Raw genomic sequence first — 17857 nt, 5'->3', positions numbered from 1 at the left:
GCTAACACGCCGGCATCCCGACCGCAGCGCTGCGCCGCGGAGCCATCTTTGCTAAGATATCGGCCGGCATGTCATCTGACGGCAACGAGGCCCGGGTTGCGCCCGTGTCGAGCCGCTGCCTGGCGCGCTGTGGTCAATGAAATTCCAGCGAGTGGTCGCCTGTTCCATGTTCAATGCCCAGTATTTCCGTACGTTCATAACCTTGGTCGAGACCGGCAGCTTCACGCATACGGCACGGCGACTCGAGATGACCCAGCCCGGGGTCAGTCAGCACATTCGCAAGTTGGAAAACTACCTCGACAAGTCGCTGATCAATCGCTATGGACGCCGCTTTACGCTCACCGAGGCCGGCCGGCGCGCCTACGATTATTCGGTGCGGCTGTTCGCCGAGCACGAACATTTTCGTCACTCGCTGGACAACGAATCGCTGGATTCGGGCGACTGTCGCGTCGCCTCGCCGGGCAGCGTGGGGTTGCTGTTCTATCCGTTCATACTCGGCTATCAGCAGATGCACCCCGGGCTCACCGTCAGCTACAGTTTCGCCTTCAACGACGAGATCGTGCAGGACGTGGTGGCCGGCCGCTACGATCTGGGTATCGTGACCGAGGTGTTCAAGCACCCGGATCTGGAGTTCGAGCCCTGGCACCAGGAGCCGTTGTGCCTGGTCGTGCCGGCCGATTTTACCGGCACCTCGCTGCAGGAGCTGATGGCGCTGGGCTTCATGAATTACTCGGATGGCATCAATTACGCGGGGCAATTGCTGCGCGCCAATTTCGCCGGCGAGTTTCGCTCGATGAGTCATTTTCCGCGCCAGGGGCACACCAACGAGGTCGCCATGGTGCTCGACGCCGTCGCGCGAGGGCTGGGTTTCACGGTGGTCTCGCGGCCGGTGCTTGAGACCTCGCCCTGGCAGCGGCAGGTCAAGGCGATGACGCTACCGCACCAGATCTACGAGACGCTGTACATCGTCACCCAGGCGGGCACCGAAACGCCCAAGCGTTACGTGCAATTGCTCGACGATTTCCGCGAGGAGCGGCGCAGTACCCTGTACGGCCTGGTGGAGGAGCCCGGATTCGATATCTGAGCTATCCGCGCGCTCTCAAGACAAAGACGGATATGAAAAAGCCCCGCGATCGCGGGGCTTTTTCATTGCGGCGGGTGGCGTCAGTCGCGGTATTCGTCGATGCTCGGGCACGAACAGATCAGGTTGCGATCGCCGAACACGTTGTCGACGCGATTGACCGCCGGCCATACCTTGCCGGTCTTGGTGGCTTCCGACGGAAATGCCGCCAGCTCCCGCGAATAGGCATGCGGCCACTCGGCGTCGCGCAGGTCGGCCATGGTGTGCGGAGCATTGGCCAGCGGGTTGTCATCGAGACTCCACTCGCCATCTTCCACCCGCCTGATCTCCTCGCGAATCGCGATCATCGCCTCGCAGAAGCGTTCGATTTCGTAGCGCGACTCCGACTCGGTGGGCTCGATCATCAGCGTGCCGGGCACCGGGAACGACATGGTCGGGGCATGGAAGCCGTAATCCATCAGGCGCTTGGCGATGTCTTCCTCGCTGATCCCCGAACTCGCCTTGAGCGGGCGGGTATCGATGATGCACTCGTGGGCCACCATGCCGTTGGCGCCGCGATAGAGTACCGGATAATGATCGGCCAGGCGGTGGGCGATGTAGTTGGCGTTGAGGATCGCCAGCTCGGTCGCCTCGCGCAGCCCGCGAGCGCCCATCATCTTGATGTAGGCCCACGAGATCGGCAGGATCGAGGCGCTGCCGTAGGCCGCCGCCGAGACCGCGCCGCACTCCTTGCGCACCCCGGAGATCGGCGTGACCACATGGTTGGATACGAACGGCGCAAGATGCGCCTTGACGCCGATCGGACCCATGCCCGGGCCGCCGCCGCCGTGAGGGATGCAGAAGGTCTTGTGCAGATTGAGATGGGAAACGTCGCCGCCGAAATCGCCGGGGCGGCAGAGCCCCACCTGGGCGTTCATGTTGGCGCCATCGATATAGACCTGGCCGCCATGCGCGTGAACGATCTGACACACCTCGCGCACGGTTTCCTCGAACACACCGTGGGTGGACGGGTAGGTGATCATGATCGCCGAGAGCTTGTCGCTGTGCTGCTCGGCCTTGGCGCGCAGATCGGCAATGTCGATGTTGCCGCTGTCGTCGCACTCGACCACCACCACCTGCATCTGCGCCATGGCGGCCGAAGCGGGGTTGGTGCCGTGCGCCGAGCTGGGAATCAGGCAGATGTCGCGATGGCCCTCGCCAATGTCGGCCTGATAGCGGCGGATCGCCACCAGCCCTGCGTATTCGCCCTGGGCGCCGGAGTTGGGCTGCATGGAGATATGATCGTAACCGGTGACCTCGACCAGAAACGCCGCCAGTTCATCGATCATCTGCTTGTAGCCGACCGTCTGGTCATTGGGCGCGAAGGGATGGATCTGGGCGAATTCCGGCCAGGTGATCGGGATCATCTCGCTGGTGGCGTTGAGTTTCATGGTGCACGAGCCCAGTGGAATCATCGCGTGGGTCAGCGACAGGTCGTGATTCTCGAGCCGCTTGAGATAGCGCAGCATCTCGGTCTCGCTGCGGTATCGAGTGAAATTGGGGTGCGTCAGGTAGGCGCTCTCACGATGGTAGCCCGCCGGAATGCCATCGCGACCGTCGGCGACGAGCGCCTCGTCGAGGGCGCTGATCGAGAGTTCATGCTCTTCGCCGAGCAGCACGTCGAACAGCACCGCGACATCGGCCGGCGTGGTGGTCTCGTCGAGACTGACGCCGACCCGGCCGTCATCGTGCAGGCGCAGGTTGATCTCGTGGGTCAGGGCGCGACCATGGATCTTGCCGACGTCGACGCCGGTCAGCGTCAGCGTGTCGAACCAACTGTCGTGCTCGAGGCTCACGCCCTTGCGCTGCAGCCCCTCGGCGAGAATGCTGGTCAACCGATGGATGCGCGTAGCGATGGTGCGCAGCCCCTCGGCGCCATGGTAGACGGCGTAGAAGCCGGCGATGTTGGCCAGCAGGGCCTGGGCGGTGCAGATGTTGGAGGTCGCCTTCTCGCGGCGGATATGCTGCTCGCGGGTCTGCATGGCCATGCGCAGGGCGGTGTTGCCGCGGCTGTCCTTGGACACGCCGATGATGCGTCCCGGGATCGAGCGCTTGTGCTTGTCGGTAGTGGCGAAGAAGGCCGCATGCGGGCCGCCGAATCCCATCGGCACGCCGAAGCGCTGCGAGTTGCCGAGGACGATGTCGGCGCCCAGCGCGCCGGGTTCCTTGAGCAGCGCCAGGCTCATCAGGTCGGCGGCCACGCAGGCCATCGCCTGGTTGCCCTTGGCGGCGCCGATCAGCGTCGCCAGGTCGTGCACGTGGCCGCCGTCGCCGGGATACTGGAACAGCGCGCCGAAGACCTCATGCTCGGCGATGGCATCGGCGCGATCGACGACGAGTTCGATGCCCAGATACGCGGCCCGGGTGCGCAGCACGTCGAGCGTCTGCGGGAAGACGTCGTCGGCGACGAAGAAGCGTTCGCTCTTGACCTTCCTGTTGGCCCGCCGGCACAGCGCCATGGCTTCGGCGGCGGCGGTGGCCTCGTCGAGCAGCGAAGCGTTGGCCAGGTCCATGCCGGTGAGATCCATGACCATCTGCTGGAAATTGAGCAGCCCCTCCAGACGCCCCTGGGCGATCTCCGGCTGATAGGGCGTATAGGCGGTATACCAGCCCGGGTTCTCGAGCACGTTGCGCACGATCACCGCCGGAGTGTGGGTGTTGTAGTAGCCCTGGCCGATGTAGGTCTTGAAGACCTTGTTCTGACGGGCCAGGCGCTTCAGATAATCGAGCGCTTCCGCCTCGCCGCGGGGCGCTTCGAGGTCGAGCTCACGACCGAGCCGAATGCCCGCGGGAATGGTCTTGTCGATCAGCGTGGCCATGTCGGCGACATCGAGTGCCGCGAGCATGGCTTGCGTATCGTCGGCATCGGGGCCGTTATGACGTTGAACGAAGGCATCATGACTGACCAGTTCGGCCAGGCGGCGATTGTCTGTAGACATGCAACACCCTGAAGGAAAGGGGGCGGTCAGGCCCGGGAAAAGACGTCATCAAACGAATGGTGGAAGGGCGGGCGCGCTGCCCGCCCCGTCGAATTCACGCTTCTGCGTCGACGATGGCGGCATAGGCGTCGGCATCGAGAAGGTCATCGAGCGCGTCGCTGTCGCTGGTCTTGATGGTGAGCAGCCAGCCATCGTCGTAGGGCGAGCTATTGACCGTTTCCGGTGCGTCCTCGAGCGCTTCGTTGATGGCGACGATCTCTCCGTCCAGCGGAGCGTACAGGTCCGAGGCGGCCTTGACCGACTCGATCACACCGAACTCCTCGCCCTTGTCGAGCTCGCGGCCCACTTCGGGAAGTTCGACGAAGACCACGTCGCCCAGGGCCTCCTGGGCATGGTCGGTGATCCCGATGGTCAACGTGCCGTCGCCATTGTCGAGGACCCACTCGTGGCTTTCGGTATAACGCAGGTTCGCGGGAATGTTGCTCATGAAGTTTTCCTATACGAAAAAAGGTTTTCTTATCGAGGAATCGTATCGCGAAAAGCACCGATTGGCGAGTCCTGGCTGCCAACATGCGGGCTTGGCAAGACGCTTCCGAGAGGATGTGACCTGACCGTCAGGGTAAGGGTGGGCAGATTTTCCGGGCAAGTCCAGTCAGTCGACGGCCGACCTTGCCGCACCCGTGCCCCATGGGCGCACACGCAGCGTGAAAAGGGGCGTGCGAGTTACTACGTTCAACAAGGGTGCCGAGGGCGAGATCGGCTCCTTGTGGTTCGCGGCGGCGCTAGGTAATCTGGCCATGTTTCCTAAAGGAAACACTTTCTCGAGTTCCTTGGATTGCTTTGTACGGCCATGGGGCTCTGTATTTTTGATACAAACCAGCAGAAAGTCGGGTTTTCCTACTGAAACTTGGCGTCATAATAGCGAATTCCGCCAGGGTGCTTGCGTGTGCTCACACGAGTCGGCGCACCTGGCTCAACAATTGCCAAGACAACAACCGCTAAGGGAGAACGGACGTGGATGCTTTGACCAACTTTTTTTCAGCCGTCGAAGGCGTGGTATGGGGGCCTTTGATGCTGGTCCTGCTGCTGGGCGTGGGGTTCTATCTGCAGTTGGGCCTGAAAGTCATGCCCATCCGCAAGCTGGGGACGGGCTTCAAGCTGCTCTGGCAAGGACGCAGCGCCTCGGAGAGCGATCAGAAGGAAGGCGAGGTATCGCCCTTCAATGCCTTGATGACCTCGCTTTCGGCGACCATCGGCACCGGTAACATCGCCGGCGTCGCCACCGCGATCTTCCTGGGCGGCCCGGGGGCGGTGTTCTGGATGTGGATTACCGCTCTGGTGGGCATGGCCACCAAATTCTCCGAGGCCGTGCTGGCGGTGCGATACCGCGAAGTCGACGAGGCTGGCGACCATGTCGGCGGGCCGATGTACTACATCCGCAATGGCCTGGGCAGGAAGTGGGCCTGGCTGGGCGGACTGTTTGCATTCTTCGGCGGCGTGGCGGCGTTCGGCATCGGCAATACCGTGCAGTCCAACTCGGTCGCCGATGGTCTCAGCGAGTCGCTGGGCATGCCGCACTGGCTGACCGGGGTGATCATCATGCTGCTGGCCGGCGCGGTGATCCTCGGTGGCATCAAGCGCATCGCCAAGGTCGCCGGCAAGCTGGTGCCGATCATGGCCATCGCCTATATCATCTGTGGCCTGCTGGTGCTGATCATCAATGCCGATCAGATCGGCGCAGCGCTGGGGCTGATCTTCGGACATGCCTTCACGCCGGTATCCGCCGCCGGTGGCTTTGCCGGCGCCGCGGTGGCCAAGGCGATCCAGTATGGCGTGGCGCGGGGCGTGTTCTCCAACGAGGCGGGACTCGGTAGTGCGCCGATCGCCCATGCCGCGGCGCAGACCAAGAACCCGGTTCGCCAGGGGCTGGTGGCAATGCTCGGTACCTTCATCGATACCATCGTGGTCTGCTCGGTGACTGCGCTGGCGATCCTGACCAGTGCCGAATGGACCTCCGGCGAGACTGGTGCCACGTTGACCGCGATGGCCTTCGATGGCGCCCTGCCGGGTGTCGGGCAGTACGTGGTGTCCTTCGCGCTGGCGGTATTCGCCTTCACGACCATCCTCGGCTGGGCCTTCTACGGCGAGAAGTGCTGTGAATACCTGTTCGGTGTTGCCTCGATCAAGGTCTACCGGGTGGTCTATATCCTGGCGATCCTCGCCGGTGCCATCGCCCCGCTCAATTTCGTGTGGCTGATGGCCAGTGTCTTCAATGCGTTGATGGCGATACCCAACCTGATCGCCCTGGCACTGCTGTCACCGGTGGTCTTCAAGCTGTCGCGGGACTACTTTGCCGGCAAGACGGTGCTGCCCGGCGAGGATCTCGGTCGCTGAGACCGGCCCAACAACCTGACCCTGGAGCAATCAATGACTGATCTGCGCACGACCCCGCTATACGACCTGCATCTCGAACTGGGTGGCAAGATGGTGGAATTCGCCGGCTACCAGATGCCGGTGCAGTATCCCTTGGGGGTCAAGAAGGAGCACGAGCACACCCGCGCGGCCTGCGGCCTGTTCGACGTTTCGCACATGGGTCAGGTTCTGGTGCGCGGACCGCAGCCGGCACAGGCCCTGGAAAGTCTGGTTTGCGCGGATATAGTCGGCCTGGCGCAAGGCACCCAGCGCTATGCGCTGTTTACGGGGACCGAGGGCGGCATCCTCGACGACCTGATGGTGGTCAACGCCGGCGACGATCAGCTTTATCTGGTTGTCAATGCCGCCTGCAAGGCCCAGGATATCGCCCATCTGCGCACCGGCCTGGGCGGCGACTATCGGATCGAGGAGCTCGACCGCGGCCTGCTCGCCCTGCAAGGTCCGCAGGCAGCAGACGTGATGCGCCGGCTTTGCCCCGCGGCCTGCGAACTGACGTTCATGCAGCATGACCGGTTCGCGATCGACGACATCCCGGTATGGATCAGCCGCAGCGGCTATACCGGCGAAGACGGCTTCGAGATCTCGGTGCCCGCCGAGGATGCCGAGCGCCTGGCGCGCATGCTGCTGGCGCAACCCGAGGTCGAGGCGATCGGCCTGGGTGCGCGCGATTCGCTGCGCCTCGAGGCGGGGCTGTGCCTGTACGGTCACGATATCGACCAGAGCACCACGCCGGTCGAGGCCAGCCTGATCTGGGCGGTCGGCAAGCCACGCCGTATCGGCGGCGAGCGCGAGGCGGGCTTTCTGGGCGCGGACGTGATCCTGCATCAGCTTCAGGCGCGCGACCATCGACGCAAGCGCGTTGGTCTGCTCGGCGAAGGACGGGCACCTGTCCGCGAGGGCACCGAGCTGTTCGATGCCGAGGGGCACTCGATCGGTCAGGTGACCTCGGGCAGCTTCGGCCCGACGGTGGGCAAGCCGGTGGCGATGGGTTATGTCGCCATCGAGGCCGCCGAGATCGATAACGTCGTTTACGCCGAAGTACGCGGCAAGCGCCTGCCGATGACGGTCAGCAAGATGCCCTTCGTCGTGCCGGGTTATCATCGAGGCTGACAAGCAGCTTAGCCGGTTCCTTATACCGTTATCTTGATTTCGCCATCGTACGATGGCGAGAAACCTGCAAGGCTGCCCAGTCGGGCGGCCTTCGCCGTTTATACGAAACCGGTTGAGCTCGCACAGCCCCGCTAGGGGGCATCTATATGGCGGAAGGTCAGGCTGAGGCGAACCCCGGGTATCGCGCGCGGCAGCAGTGCATGCTGGAGTGCGTGCTGACAGCCGCGCCCCATGACCAGCAGGCTGGCGTGGGGTAGCCAGACATTGAAGGCCTGGCCTGGCCCGTGACGATGGCGAAAGCACAGCGGCCGTTCGGCGCCCAGGCTTACCGCGGCGACCAGCGGCGCATCGCCGAGTTCGGGTTCGTCGTCGCTGTGCCAGCCCATGCGTTCGTCACCGCTGGCGTAGCGATTGAGCAGCACGCTGTTGAAGCCCGCGGCGGGGTCGTGTTCGGCGACCAGCGACTGGACGCGATCGCGCAGCTCACGCACCGCCGGATGCCAGGGCTCGGGGTGGAAGTCCTGCTGCGAATAGCGGTAGCTGGCCTCCGGATCGCCCATCCATACCTGGCTACGCGGAATCGAATGGCGTCGGCCGTAGAACGTCAGCTCGGGGCGTTGCCACCGTAGTTCGCGCTCCAGGCATGCCAGCAGGGCATCGGCCCGCTCGGTAGTCAGGCAGTCTCGGTACAGCAGCAGGGGAGGCCGGGAAAGCAACGTTTCCCAGCCTGACGCGTCGGTGGAAAGCATGCTTCGAGCATGTCACGCGTGTTTTGCGTTGGCCAGCCGAAAGCGCGCCAGCCTACAGCGCAGTCGTGGGCCACAGCCACAGGCTGGTCTCGGCGATCAGTAAACCAAGCAGGGCGCCGGCCGCGACATCGCTGAGATAATGCAGCCCCAGCACCACCCGCGACAGTGCGATCAGCACGGCCAGGGGCGCGAGCAACGTCAGCAGCCGGGGTGCGCTGTCGGCGGTCAGCGTGGTGAATGCCACCGCGTGCATGGTATGTCCGCTGGGAAAGCTGTAGCGATCGAGCGGCGGCATGGTGCAGGCGATCTGCTCGAAGGTGATGAAGGGTCTTTCGCGACACAACCGGGTCTTGACCAGCCGGTAAATCAGCGCCGCGATGCCTGCGGTCAGCGCGAACTGCAGGGCCAGCCACCAACCGTGGACGCCGTGGATCAGCGCCTGGCAGGCGATCAGCGCGGCCCAGACCGGCCAGTCGCCGAGCCGGCTGACGATACGCATCGTCAGCAGCAGCGGCCAGTGGCGACTGTAGCCGGCCAGGCGGTGGCAGGTCTGCCATTCGAGCAGGTCGAGCCGTTCAAACGCGTGCAGAGTGCGGTTTTCCATGGGCCGTCTCCTGAACCTGTAGCAGGGTGGCGAGAAATTCGTCGGCGACCCGCGACCATGCGTGCCGCTCGACCCGTTGACGAGCGGCGCGTCCCAGGCGTGCCGCCTGGGCGGGGTTGCGGCACAGCGCCGCGGCATGGGCGACGAAGGCGGCGCTATCGTTGAAGCCGGCCTTGAGGCCATGGCGATCATGGTCGATCAGCATGGCGGCGGCCGCGTAATCGAAGGCGACGATGCCCAGACCGCTGGCCATGGCTTCGGCGACCACGTTGCCGTAGGTCTCCGAACGCGAGGGGAAGACGAACAGATCGGCGCTGGCGTAATGGCGAGCCAGTGACTCGTTGTCGACGAAACCGGTGAAGATCGCGCCGGGCAGGCGCTTCTCCAGTGCCGCCCGCTGCGGCCCGTCGCCGACCACCAGCGGTTGCAGGTCGGGCTGCACGGCCTGCATCGCCGCGAAGGCTTCGACCAGCAGGTCGAGATTCTTTTCCTGGGCGATTCGTCCGACATGCAACGCCACCGGTTGCTGCTCGCCGACGCCCCAGCTGCGGCGCAGGGCGGTATCGCGCTTGTGCGGGCCGAAGTGCTCGGGATCGATGCCGCGGCCCAGCACCTGGACGCGCTTGAAGCCGGCCCGGCGCAGCTCCTCGGCGCGTTGTTCGGTAGGCACCAGCGTGGCCTGGCTGCGGTTGTGAAAGTAGCGCAGCGTGGCGCGTATCGGCGCTTCAAGCCAGCGCATGCCGTAGTCGCCGGCATAGTGGTCGAAGTTGGTGTGAAAGCCGCTGACGGCGGGGATCTCCAGGCGCCTGGCGAGGTTGAGCGCCGACCAGCCCAGCGGGCCTTCGGTGGCGATGTAGACGGCGTCGGGGCGTGCTTCTCGCCACAGCCGGGTCAGGGCTTTGCGCGCTGGCAGGCCGAGGCGGACATCGGGATAGCTCGGGGCGCGAAAGCCAGGGACTTGCAGCTCGTGCTCCATCCCCGCCGCGCTGCCCGGCCGAAAGGGCCTGGGGCGGACCAGTTGCAGCGTCACGCCACGCTGGATCAGTGCCTGACTCAATTGGTGGAGCGTATGGGCGACCCCGTTGATGTCGGGGGCCCAAGTCTCGCTGACCATGGCGATGCGCATGCGATGTCCCTCGTCGTACTGAACGCTGTCAGCTTCGCAAGCGGCCATGACAGCCGCGCGACAAGGGCATTAAGAGTCGGTGACGCGGCTCAGCGCAGGACCTGGCGAGGGTCGATGGGCTTGCCGCCATGGCGCACGTCGAACAGCAGATCGTAGCGGCCGGTGGTGGCGTTGTGGCTGACCGTGCACAGCGGCGTGCCGGCCTTGATCGACTGGCCCTCTTTGACCTTGAGGTCGCCGCACAGGGCGTAGACGCTCTGCAGGTTGCCGGAATGATGGACGATGACCACCTGGCCTAGCTGGCGCATGGAGTTGGCGAAGCGTACGTCGCCGTCGGCGACCGCGTGCGCCTGCTTGCCCTGCTGGGTGGCCAGCAGCATGGGCTGGAGGGTGCCGCGCGAGTCGCGGCCGAAACTGCGCACCAGTCGATAGTCGTCGAGCGGCCAGGGCCAGTTCTTTTGCTGCTTGGGCAACGGGCCGGGGTCGGGGAGGCTAGCGGCGCGACGTGCGCTGGGCTTGGGAGCGCTCGCGGCGGTGCGCCGTACGCTGCCCGTCAAGGGAACCTGAATCAGCTGGCCGACCCTGAGTTGATCGGGGGCCAACCCGCGGTTGGCGGCCTGGATGCGCGCCGCTGTGGTATCGAACAGGCGGGCCACTTCGGTGTAGGTGTCGCCGGGGCGTATCTGGTAGCGATACGGTCCGCCACCCGGGGCGCGCTCGCGTTGCGTGGGAATCAGAATACGTTGTCCGACCCGCAGTTGGCGCGCCTGAACGCCGGGGTTGAAACGCTGCAGCCGCAACAGCGGCACATTGGCCCGTCGCGCCAATTCGCCGAGCGTATCGCCGGGACGGATACTCACCCAGTTGCCGGCGAGCGGCGCCGTGTCGCTGATCGTGGGGCGTGAGTGCGAGGCACAACCGCTCAGCACCAGCAGGAGCAGGATCAGCGCAGCGAGTCGAGTCTGGCGTCCTTTTCCTGCCATAGGGCATTGAGCCATTGCTGGAAGCGTTCCTTGTAGTGCGGGTCCTGATGGTAATCGCCACCGAGCATCCATGTCGGCAACTCGATATGGCGGGCGTAGAGGGTCATCGGCCCTTCGCGGCCACAGAGAAAATCCCAGAAGTTGGGGCGATCCCGGGCATAGGTCAGGGTCACGTCGAGAATCCCGCTGAGTCGCGCGCCGAGCAGGTTGATGACCTGGGCGCTGCCACCGGCCTTGGGCCGCAGCAGATGACGATAGGGGCTGTCCTGCATCCGTTGCTTGGCGGGCGTGAAGCGCGTGCCCTCGACGAAGTTGTAGATGGCCATCGGCATCTGCTGGGCATGCTCGCAGAGCCGCTCGGTGGTCCGGCGATCGCGTTCGGCCAGCGCCGGGTTGCGAGCCAGGTGTTCGCGCTTGTAGCGGCGCATGAAGGGGAATTCCAGCGCCCAGAAGGCAACGCCGACGATCGGTATCCAGATCAACTCGCGTTTGATGAAGAAGCGTGGCATGGGAATGCGCCGGTGCAGCGCCATCTGCAGCACGAAGATATCGGTCCAGCTGCGGTGGTTGGCGATCACCAGCCACCATTGATGGGGCGACAGGGCCTCGGGGACATGCATGTCGAGGACCGGACGAATCCAGTGTCGCATCCAGCCCAGGTTGGTTCCGAGCCAGGCCAGCGCGATCTGGTTGAGCCCGCCGAGCACGTACAGGCGCAGGCGTCGGGTCGGGGTGATCAGTTTGAGCAGTGTCAGGGCGAGCAGGGGTACGCCCCAGAACAGCGTGCTGAGTATCAGCAGTAGCAGGCTGACGAGCCCTTTCAGGGTCGACATGCCATTCTCCATCAGTGACTTGGCGGTCATGCTACTGCAAGCGCAGGAAGCTGCCCAGCCCTTCGCCACTCACGCTGGCCATGCTTGGCGCGGCGTGAGTGGGCATTCCTTCCTCGTCGTGCGAGCGACCCGGTCAGTGTTGCAGCTCGGGAAGGTCCCGATAGAGTTCCAGCGCTTCGGGATTGGCCAGCGCGTCCTGGTTCTTGACCGGGCGGCCGTGCACGACGTTGCGCACCGCGAGCTCGACGATCTTGCCCGACAGCGTGCGGGGAATGTCGGCGACCTGGATGATGCGTGCCGGCACGTGGCGTGGCGTGGTATTGGCGCGGATGGTGCGTTTGATCTCGTCGCGCAGCGCGTCGTCGAGGGTGAGGTCTTCCTTCAGCCGCACGAACAGGATCACCCGCACGTCGTCCCGCCACTCCTGGCCGATGCACAACGATTCCAGGACGCCCTCGACCTTTTCCACCTGGCGATAGATCTCGGCGGTGCCGATGCGCACGCCGCCGGGATTGAGCACCGCATCCGAGCGGCCGTGAATGATCAGACCATCCTCGGTGGTGATCTCCGCGTAGTCGCCGTGCGCCCAGATCCCCGGGAAGGTCGAGAAATACGCTTCACGATAGCGCTCCCCATCGGGGTCGTTCCAGAAGCCCACCGGCATCGAGGGGAAGGGCCGGGTGCAGACCAGCTCGCCCTTCTCGCCGCGCAGCGGCTTGCCGTCGTCGTCGAACACGTCGACCGCCATGCCCAGCCCGCGACACTGTAGCTGGCCACGGTAGACGGGGCGGATCGGACAGCCCAGCGCGAAGCACGAGACGATGTCGGTGCCGCCGGATATCGAGGCCAGCAGCAAATCGTTCTTGATGTCGCGATAGACGTAGTCGAACGATTCGTGGGCCAGCGCCGAGCCGGTGGAGAGCACTGCGCGCAGCGCCGACAGGTCATGGTCGCGGCCGGGGGCCAGGCCTTGCTTCTCGCAGGCGGCGATGTACTTGGCGCTAGTGCCGAACACGCTGATGCGCTCGCGCGCGGCGATCTCCCAAAGCACCTGCGGGTTCGGTGCGAATGGCGAGCCGTCGAACAGCACCAGGGTCGCCTCGCAGGCCAGACCCGAGACCAGCCAGTTCCACATCATCCAGCCGCAGGTGGTGTAGTAGAACAGCACGTCGTCGGCGTCGAGGTCGGTATGCAGGCGCTGCTCCTTGAGATGCTGGAGCAGGCTGCCACCGGCCGAATGGACGATGCACTTGGGTGCGCCGGTGGTGCCGGATGAGTAGAGGATGTACAGCGGGTGGTCGAAGGGCTGCGCCTCGAAGGCGATATCGCTGGCCGGGTTGCTGAGATAGTCGTCCCAGGCGACGCCCTTGTCGATGCCCCGGATGTCGGGGGCGTCGTGCAGGAAGGGGAACACGACGACCCGGTTGAGCGAGTCGATCGCCTGGGCGATCTGGGCGAGGCGCTCACGGGTATCGATCGACTTGCCGTTCCAGGTGTAGCCATCGGTGGCGATCAATACCTTGGGCTGGATCTGGCCGAAGCGGTCGAGCACCCCGTTGAAGCCGAAATCCGGCGAGCAGGACGACCACACCGCGCCGATGCTGGCCGTGGCGAGCATACCGATGATCGCGTGCTCGCTGTTGGGCACGAAGCCGGCGACTCGGTCGCCGGGGGTGACGCCGCTGTCGCGCAGCGCCCGGGCGAGCCTGGCGACCCGATCATAGAGCTGGCCATAGCTCAGCTCGCGGCGACGGCCGCGTTCGTCGCAGGCCACCAGCGCCGGCTTGTCGTCGCGCCGGCGCAGCAGGTTCTCGGCGAAGTTGAGCCGTGCCTCGGGGAACCAGCGCGCGCCGGGCATGGCGTCCGGACGCGCAAGCACGCTGTCGCCGCGTCGCTCGGCGATCACTCCGCCGAGCTCCCAGACCAGCGGCCAGAAGTGCTCGAGGTTGTCGATGCTCCACGCATGCAGGTCGGCGTAGTCGGCGAGCGACTGGCCGTGCTCGCGGTTGATGCGTTGCATCAGCGCATGCATCTGGGTGGCTTCGAGACTCGCCTGGGAAGGCTGCCAGAGTGGCGTGGTCATCTTTCCCTCCTTTTTCTTGTCCGGGATGGTTATGATTGGCGCGCGCTGGGGTGGCCCTGGATTCATTATCGGCCGGCGAGCGATGACGGGCGTTGTGCGATGGCTAGAGACGACCCGGAAGCACAGCTTGTGCAGCGCAAAACACTATCATTGAAAACGGCTGCCGGTGAATTGTCACGATTGCTCGGCGGCTCGACAAGGAGCCTTTCGGATGACGTGGTTGTCGTGGTTGTTGGTCGCGCTGGCGGTACTGGCTTTCTTACTCGTCGCGCTGGAAGACGTCATCCATCTCAACAAGGCCAAGTCGACGCTGTTCATCGGCACGCTCAGTTGGCTGCTGCTGTTCATCTTCTCGTCGCGCGAGAGCGGGCTGACCCTCGAGGCGCTCAACGAAAACCTGCTCGAGATCGCCACGTTGTGGCTGTTCTTGATGGCGGCGATGACCTTCGTGGCCTATCTCAATGCCAAGGGCATGATCGCCAATCTAATCTATCGCATCCTGCCCAAGCGTATCGGCGAGCGGTCCCTGCTGCTGTTGACCGCGATCTTCGCTTTCCTGTTCTCGTCGCTGGCCGACAACATCACTGCCTCGCTGGTGTCGCTGACGCTGGTGCTGTCGCTGCAGTTGCCCCCCGAGAAGACCCGGCGCTTCGCGGTGATGACCGTGTTCGCCGTCAATTCAGGCGGCGTGGCGTTGATCACCGGCGATGTCACCACGCTGATGATCTTCTTGAGCGGCAAGGTGGCGATCCCCGACCTGCTGATGCTTTCGCTGCCGTCGCTGGTGGCGGTCCTCATGCTGGCGCTGTTGTTGATGCCCGGGCTCGGCGGTACGGTGACCATCCCGCATGAGCGCCGCCAGACCCGTCGCTCGGATCGCTTGATCGCCGTGGTCTTCCTGGCCACGATCCTCGCCACGCTGACCGGCAACGTGCTGTTCGGCATCCCGCCGCTACTGACCTTCCTGTTCGGCATGTCGGTGATGTTCATGATCGGCCATTACGTCGAGCGTCGCTCGGAGGCAGAGGAGCGCCGGGTACTCGACTACATCCGGGTCATCGAGTACGACACCTTGCTTTTTTTCCTGGGCATCCTGCTGCTGGTGGGCATGCTCAAGGAGATCGGCGTGCTGGCCTTGCTGACCCAGGGCTATCAGTCGCTGCCGATCTGGCAAGCCAATTACGTGATGGGGCTGCTCTCGGCACTGGTCGACAACGTGCCGTTGACCGCGGCACTGCTCAAGTCGGGGATCGCGATGGAGCGTGCCGACTGGTTGGCGCTGACCTATGCCGCCGGGGTCGGCGGTTCGCTGCTGGTGATCGGTTCGGCGGCGGGGATCATCGCCCTGGCCAAGGTTCGTGTACTGACCTTCAGCGGCTATCTGCGCTACCTGCCGGTGCTGGTGCTGGCCTACAGTCTGGGCTTCGGCGGCGCTTACGCGATGGGCCTGCTGGTCAGCTGATCAAGGCATGATCAGTTTCCGCTACCGCGCGCTGCTGAAGGCCTGAGGCCGGTTGCCCAGCCATCGCTCACAGGGTTGTGCACAGTTGCTGTGCATAACTGTCGGACCCGGCGGGCGGACTTGGTAGGGGGGGTATCTGCGGGCTACAATCTATCTTCAATAGTGCACTCCAGCCGCCGGACGGGTTTCTCACCCGCTCCGGCGGCCTCGTTTTTCCGCCATCGACCCGGAGGTGACGCTCTTGCGCGGCTTGCCGGCAACCCTGCCGATTCTTTTCGTTTGCGAAATCAGCTTCCTGCTCGGCCACGGCCTGATCATGACCCTGCTCGGGGTGCGCATGTCGCTGGAGGGCTTCCCGTCGCAAATGGCGGGCCTATTGATGTCGAGCTTCTCGCTGGGCTTCGTGCTGGGCAGTTACTTTCTCGAGAAACGCATTCGTTCGGTGGGCCATATCCGTGTATTCGCGGCCTGCGCGGCGATGCTCGCGGTCACCGCGATGCTGCATGGCATCTGGATCAATCCGTGGGCCTGGTTGGTCTGGCGCGTCGCCGGGGGCGCGTCGACCGCCGGCCTGCTGATGGTGATGGAGTCGTGGGTTTCGGGTGAGTCGAGCAACGAGAACCGAGGCAAGGTGCTGGGCTGGTACCTAGTGATCTCGACCCTGTCGCTGGCCGGCGGGCAGTGGATGCTCAACATCGCCGACCCGGCCTCCGCCGTGCTGTTCTCGGTGGCCGGCATGCTGTTCGCGCTGTCGCTGGTGCCGCTGTCGATTCATCGTATTCATGGCCCCTCGCAGTCGAGCCATGACATCGCCCACAAGATCAGGCTCAAGGAGCTGTTCAAGCGTGCACCGGTGGGGCTCGTGGGCGCTTTCACCGCGGGCCTGATGGCCCAGGCGTTCTTCGCCATGACCCCCTTCTTCGGCCAGGAGATCGGTCTGTCGACGAGCCAGACCGCCCAGTTCATGGCCATTACCACGATGGTCGCACTGGTCGCTCAATGGTCTCTGGGGCGCATTTCCGATCGTCTCGACCGGCGCAAAGTGATCCTCTGCATGGCCACCGTGATGGCGGTGACCGGGGCCTTCATCTCGGTGGCCGCCAACTACAGCTATCTGGCGCTGCTGATCGTGGCCTGTCTGCACACCGCGATGTTGCACACGCTGTACTCGCTGAGCCTGGCGCACACCAACGATTGGCTCGAGCCCGCCGAGATCATCGCCGCCAACGCCAAGCTGATGATCTGGTATGGCATCGGCTCGATTATCGGCCCGTTCAGTGCGTCGTTGGTCATGCAGTTCCTGGGGCCGGAAGGGCTGTGGCTCTTCCTCGGCGCTGCTGCGCTGGCGCTGGCGATATTCGTGATGGTGCGGCTGTACAACGCCCCGAGCGTCGCCGAGGAGGCGATCGAGCAGGAGCCCTATGCGCCCATGCCGATCATCGAGACGCCGCATTATCATAGCGAGCTCGATCCGCGCCACGAACCGCACCAGTTGGAAATCGATTTCACTCATCATGACTCCGAAGATACCGTCGGCAGCGATGCACCGCCCGAGCCGACGATGGACCCCGCCGAGCGCCGTGGACGGGCGGCGATCGGGGCGGCCGGCGGGCACATCTATCCCGACCGGGCCGATTGAGTCGTATCAGGCGATTTCGCAGCGGGTATGCTCGGGCAGTAGCAGTTCGGCGGCCCGCTCATGGTTGTTGCTCAGGCATTTCTGGACCATGGCGATGCCGCCCAGTGCGATACGGTGCTCGTCGCCCTCGGCGAAGGCCAGGCGGCGGGTGCAGGCGGGGTAGAAGCGGTAGTTGAGCAGTGGCGATATCGGGAAGACTCCTGACTGACGGTCGCTGGAGCCGATCAGGCCAGCCTGTTGCAGCCGCTGATCGAGCGACTCGAGGGAGTGGCCTAGGCTATCGCAATCGAAGCCGACATGGTGCAGCCGTGGGCCCAGCGCCGCCAGCCAGGCGGCCAGCGGATGGGCCCGCCGCAACTGTTGATACGTCGCCCAGTCGGGCATCGGCCAGGGGCGGCCACGGCATAGCAGGTTCTGGCCGCGGGTGTCGCAGCGCTGCGCCTGGTTGACCAACGCTTCCAGTTGCTGGCGCGGCCCACGCGTCAGGGTGCCGGGCTGGAGTTCGCCAAGCACCAGCCACGGGCCGGGTGTGGCAGGCGAGAGCAGTGTTATCAGCACGCCACGATCGGCCATGGCGAACTGGCCGGCAGAGCGATAGCCGAAGTGCCGGAGGGTCGGCAGCAAGGCTTCGGCGCAGAATGGGCCGTAATTGAGCGTGACAACGACCAGATATTCGGCACTTTCCAACGATGGCATGAAATCCAGCGAGCCGAAATCGGGGTGCAGGTGAACGTAATCCAGCCACAGTTGCTGCAGGAATTCTTCGCGTTGCATGC

General features: G+C 64.5%; 14 protein-coding genes. 5 read left to right on the top strand and 9 right to left on the bottom strand.

What is annotated here, in order from left to right; genetic code table 11:
• Window positions 1–166: 166 nt before the first annotated feature.
• Window positions 167–1084 (top strand): LysR family transcriptional regulator, encoded by a 918-nt coding sequence (locus R6258_RS01555; RefSeq protein WP_318446893.1) that lies wholly within the window; start codon window positions 167–169, stop codon window positions 1082–1084.
• Window positions 1085–1164: 80 nt separating this feature from the next.
• Here the strand turns inward: R6258_RS01555 and gcvP are convergent, their stop codons facing one another.
• On the bottom strand, window positions 1165–4059 hold the full coding sequence (gcvP, locus tag R6258_RS01550; protein WP_318446559.1) for an aminomethyl-transferring glycine dehydrogenase: 2895 nt from the start codon (window positions 4057–4059) through the stop codon (window positions 1165–1167).
• A 94-nt stretch (window positions 4060–4153) separates the two neighbouring features.
• The gene (gcvH, locus tag R6258_RS01545) at window positions 4154–4546 is read right to left on the bottom strand and encodes a glycine cleavage system protein GcvH (RefSeq protein ID WP_318446557.1); all 393 of its coding nucleotides are present in this window, start codon (window positions 4544–4546) and stop codon (window positions 4154–4156) included.
• A gap of 527 nt (window positions 4547–5073) precedes the next feature.
• On the opposite strand from gcvH, the gene R6258_RS01540 reads away from it, so the two are divergent.
• Both R6258_RS01540 and gcvT read left to right on the top strand, forming a co-directional pair.
• Entirely contained in the window at window positions 5074–6453 is a 1380-nt protein-coding gene (locus R6258_RS01540) for a sodium:alanine symporter family protein (protein ID WP_318446555.1), read from the top strand.
• 33 nt (window positions 6454–6486) lie between these two features.
• Complete coding sequence (gcvT, locus tag R6258_RS01535; protein WP_318446553.1) at window positions 6487–7602, top strand: glycine cleavage system aminomethyltransferase GcvT; 1116 nt, start codon at window positions 6487–6489, stop codon at window positions 7600–7602.
• A 131-nt stretch (window positions 7603–7733) separates the two neighbouring features.
• Here gcvT and R6258_RS01530 read toward each other — a convergent pair whose 3' ends face one another.
• The 6 genes from R6258_RS01530 to R6258_RS01505 form a co-directional block, all read right to left on the bottom strand.
• Complete coding sequence (locus R6258_RS01530) at window positions 7734–8351, bottom strand: alpha-ketoglutarate-dependent dioxygenase AlkB family protein (protein WP_318446551.1); 618 nt, start codon at window positions 8349–8351, stop codon at window positions 7734–7736.
• 52 nt (window positions 8352–8403) lie between these two features.
• The gene (locus tag R6258_RS01525; RefSeq protein WP_318446549.1) at window positions 8404–8955 is read right to left on the bottom strand and encodes a phosphatase PAP2 family protein; all 552 of its coding nucleotides are present in this window, start codon (window positions 8953–8955) and stop codon (window positions 8404–8406) included.
• On the bottom strand, window positions 8927–10081 hold the full coding sequence (locus tag R6258_RS01520) for a glycosyltransferase family 1 protein (protein WP_318446547.1): 1155 nt from the start codon (window positions 10079–10081) through the stop codon (window positions 8927–8929). Before R6258_RS01520 ends, R6258_RS01525 begins: the two co-directional genes overlap by 29 nt.
• An 89-nt stretch (window positions 10082–10170) precedes the next feature.
• On the bottom strand, window positions 10171–11079 hold the full coding sequence (locus tag R6258_RS01515) for a LysM peptidoglycan-binding domain-containing protein (RefSeq protein ID WP_318446545.1): 909 nt from the start codon (window positions 11077–11079) through the stop codon (window positions 10171–10173).
• Window positions 11025–11897 (bottom strand): acetyltransferase, encoded by an 873-nt coding sequence (locus tag R6258_RS01510; protein ID WP_318446543.1) that lies wholly within the window; start codon window positions 11895–11897, stop codon window positions 11025–11027. The genes R6258_RS01515 and R6258_RS01510 overlap by 55 nt, the downstream gene beginning before the upstream one ends.
• A gap of 133 nt (window positions 11898–12030) precedes the next feature.
• On the bottom strand, window positions 12031–13980 hold the full coding sequence (locus R6258_RS01505; RefSeq protein WP_318446541.1) for an acetoacetate--CoA ligase: 1950 nt from the start codon (window positions 13978–13980) through the stop codon (window positions 12031–12033).
• A gap of 211 nt (window positions 13981–14191) precedes the next feature.
• On the opposite strand from R6258_RS01505, the gene nhaD reads away from it, so the two are divergent.
• On the top strand, window positions 14192–15442 hold the full coding sequence (gene nhaD / locus R6258_RS01500; RefSeq protein WP_318446539.1) for a sodium:proton antiporter NhaD: 1251 nt from the start codon (window positions 14192–14194) through the stop codon (window positions 15440–15442).
• Between the two features lie 232 nt (window positions 15443–15674).
• Window positions 15675–17081 carry an MFS transporter gene (locus tag R6258_RS01495; RefSeq protein ID WP_318446537.1) on the top strand — a complete coding sequence of 469 codons (1407 nt, stop codon included), beginning with the start codon at window positions 15675–15677 and terminating at the stop codon, window positions 17079–17081.
• A 6-nt stretch (window positions 17082–17087) separates the two neighbouring features.
• On the opposite strand, the gene R6258_RS01490 is transcribed toward R6258_RS01495, so the two are convergent.
• On the bottom strand, window positions 17088–17855 hold the full coding sequence (locus tag R6258_RS01490; protein ID WP_318446535.1) for a DUF1338 family protein: 768 nt from the start codon (window positions 17853–17855) through the stop codon (window positions 17088–17090).
• Window positions 17856–17857 lie beyond the last annotated feature (2 nt).

This window comes from Halomonas sp. HP20-15 (assembly GCF_033446685.1).
In the GTDB taxonomy this organism is placed as follows: domain Bacteria; phylum Pseudomonadota; class Gammaproteobacteria; order Pseudomonadales; family Halomonadaceae; genus Modicisalibacter.
This window is presented reverse-complemented; position numbering and strand designations above follow the sequence as displayed.

Excerpts from the sequence above, each read along its gene's own strand:
- R6258_RS01505 (WP_318446541.1), bottom strand. The coding sequence starts at position 13,980 with ATGACCACGCCACTCTGGCAGCCTTCCCAGGCGAGTCTCGAAGCCACC.
- nhaD (WP_318446539.1), top strand. The coding sequence starts at position 14,192 with ATGACGTGGTTGTCGTGGTTGTTGGTCGCGCTGGCGGTACTGGCTTTC.
- R6258_RS01530 (WP_318446551.1), bottom strand. The coding sequence starts at position 8,351 with ATGCTTTCCACCGACGCGTCAGGCTGGGAAACGTTGCTTTCCCGGCCT.
- gcvT (WP_318446553.1), top strand. The coding sequence starts at position 6,487 with ATGACTGATCTGCGCACGACCCCGCTATACGACCTGCATCTCGAACTG.
- R6258_RS01555 (WP_318446893.1), top strand. The coding sequence starts at position 167 with ATGTTCAATGCCCAGTATTTCCGTACGTTCATAACCTTGGTCGAGACC.
- gcvH (WP_318446557.1), bottom strand. The coding sequence starts at position 4,546 with ATGAGCAACATTCCCGCGAACCTGCGTTATACCGAAAGCCACGAGTGG.
- R6258_RS01510 (WP_318446543.1), bottom strand. The coding sequence starts at position 11,897 with ATGTCGACCCTGAAAGGGCTCGTCAGCCTGCTACTGCTGATACTCAGC.
- R6258_RS01515 (WP_318446545.1), bottom strand. The coding sequence starts at position 11,079 with ATGGCTCAATGCCCTATGGCAGGAAAAGGACGCCAGACTCGACTCGCT.
- R6258_RS01525 (WP_318446549.1), bottom strand. The coding sequence starts at position 8,955 with ATGGAAAACCGCACTCTGCACGCGTTTGAACGGCTCGACCTGCTCGAA.
- gcvP (WP_318446559.1), bottom strand. The coding sequence starts at position 4,059 with ATGTCTACAGACAATCGCCGCCTGGCCGAACTGGTCAGTCATGATGCC.
- R6258_RS01490 (WP_318446535.1), bottom strand. The coding sequence starts at position 17,855 with ATGCAACGCGAAGAATTCCTGCAGCAACTGTGGCTGGATTACGTTCAC.
- R6258_RS01520 (WP_318446547.1), bottom strand. The coding sequence starts at position 10,081 with ATGCGCATCGCCATGGTCAGCGAGACTTGGGCCCCCGACATCAACGGG.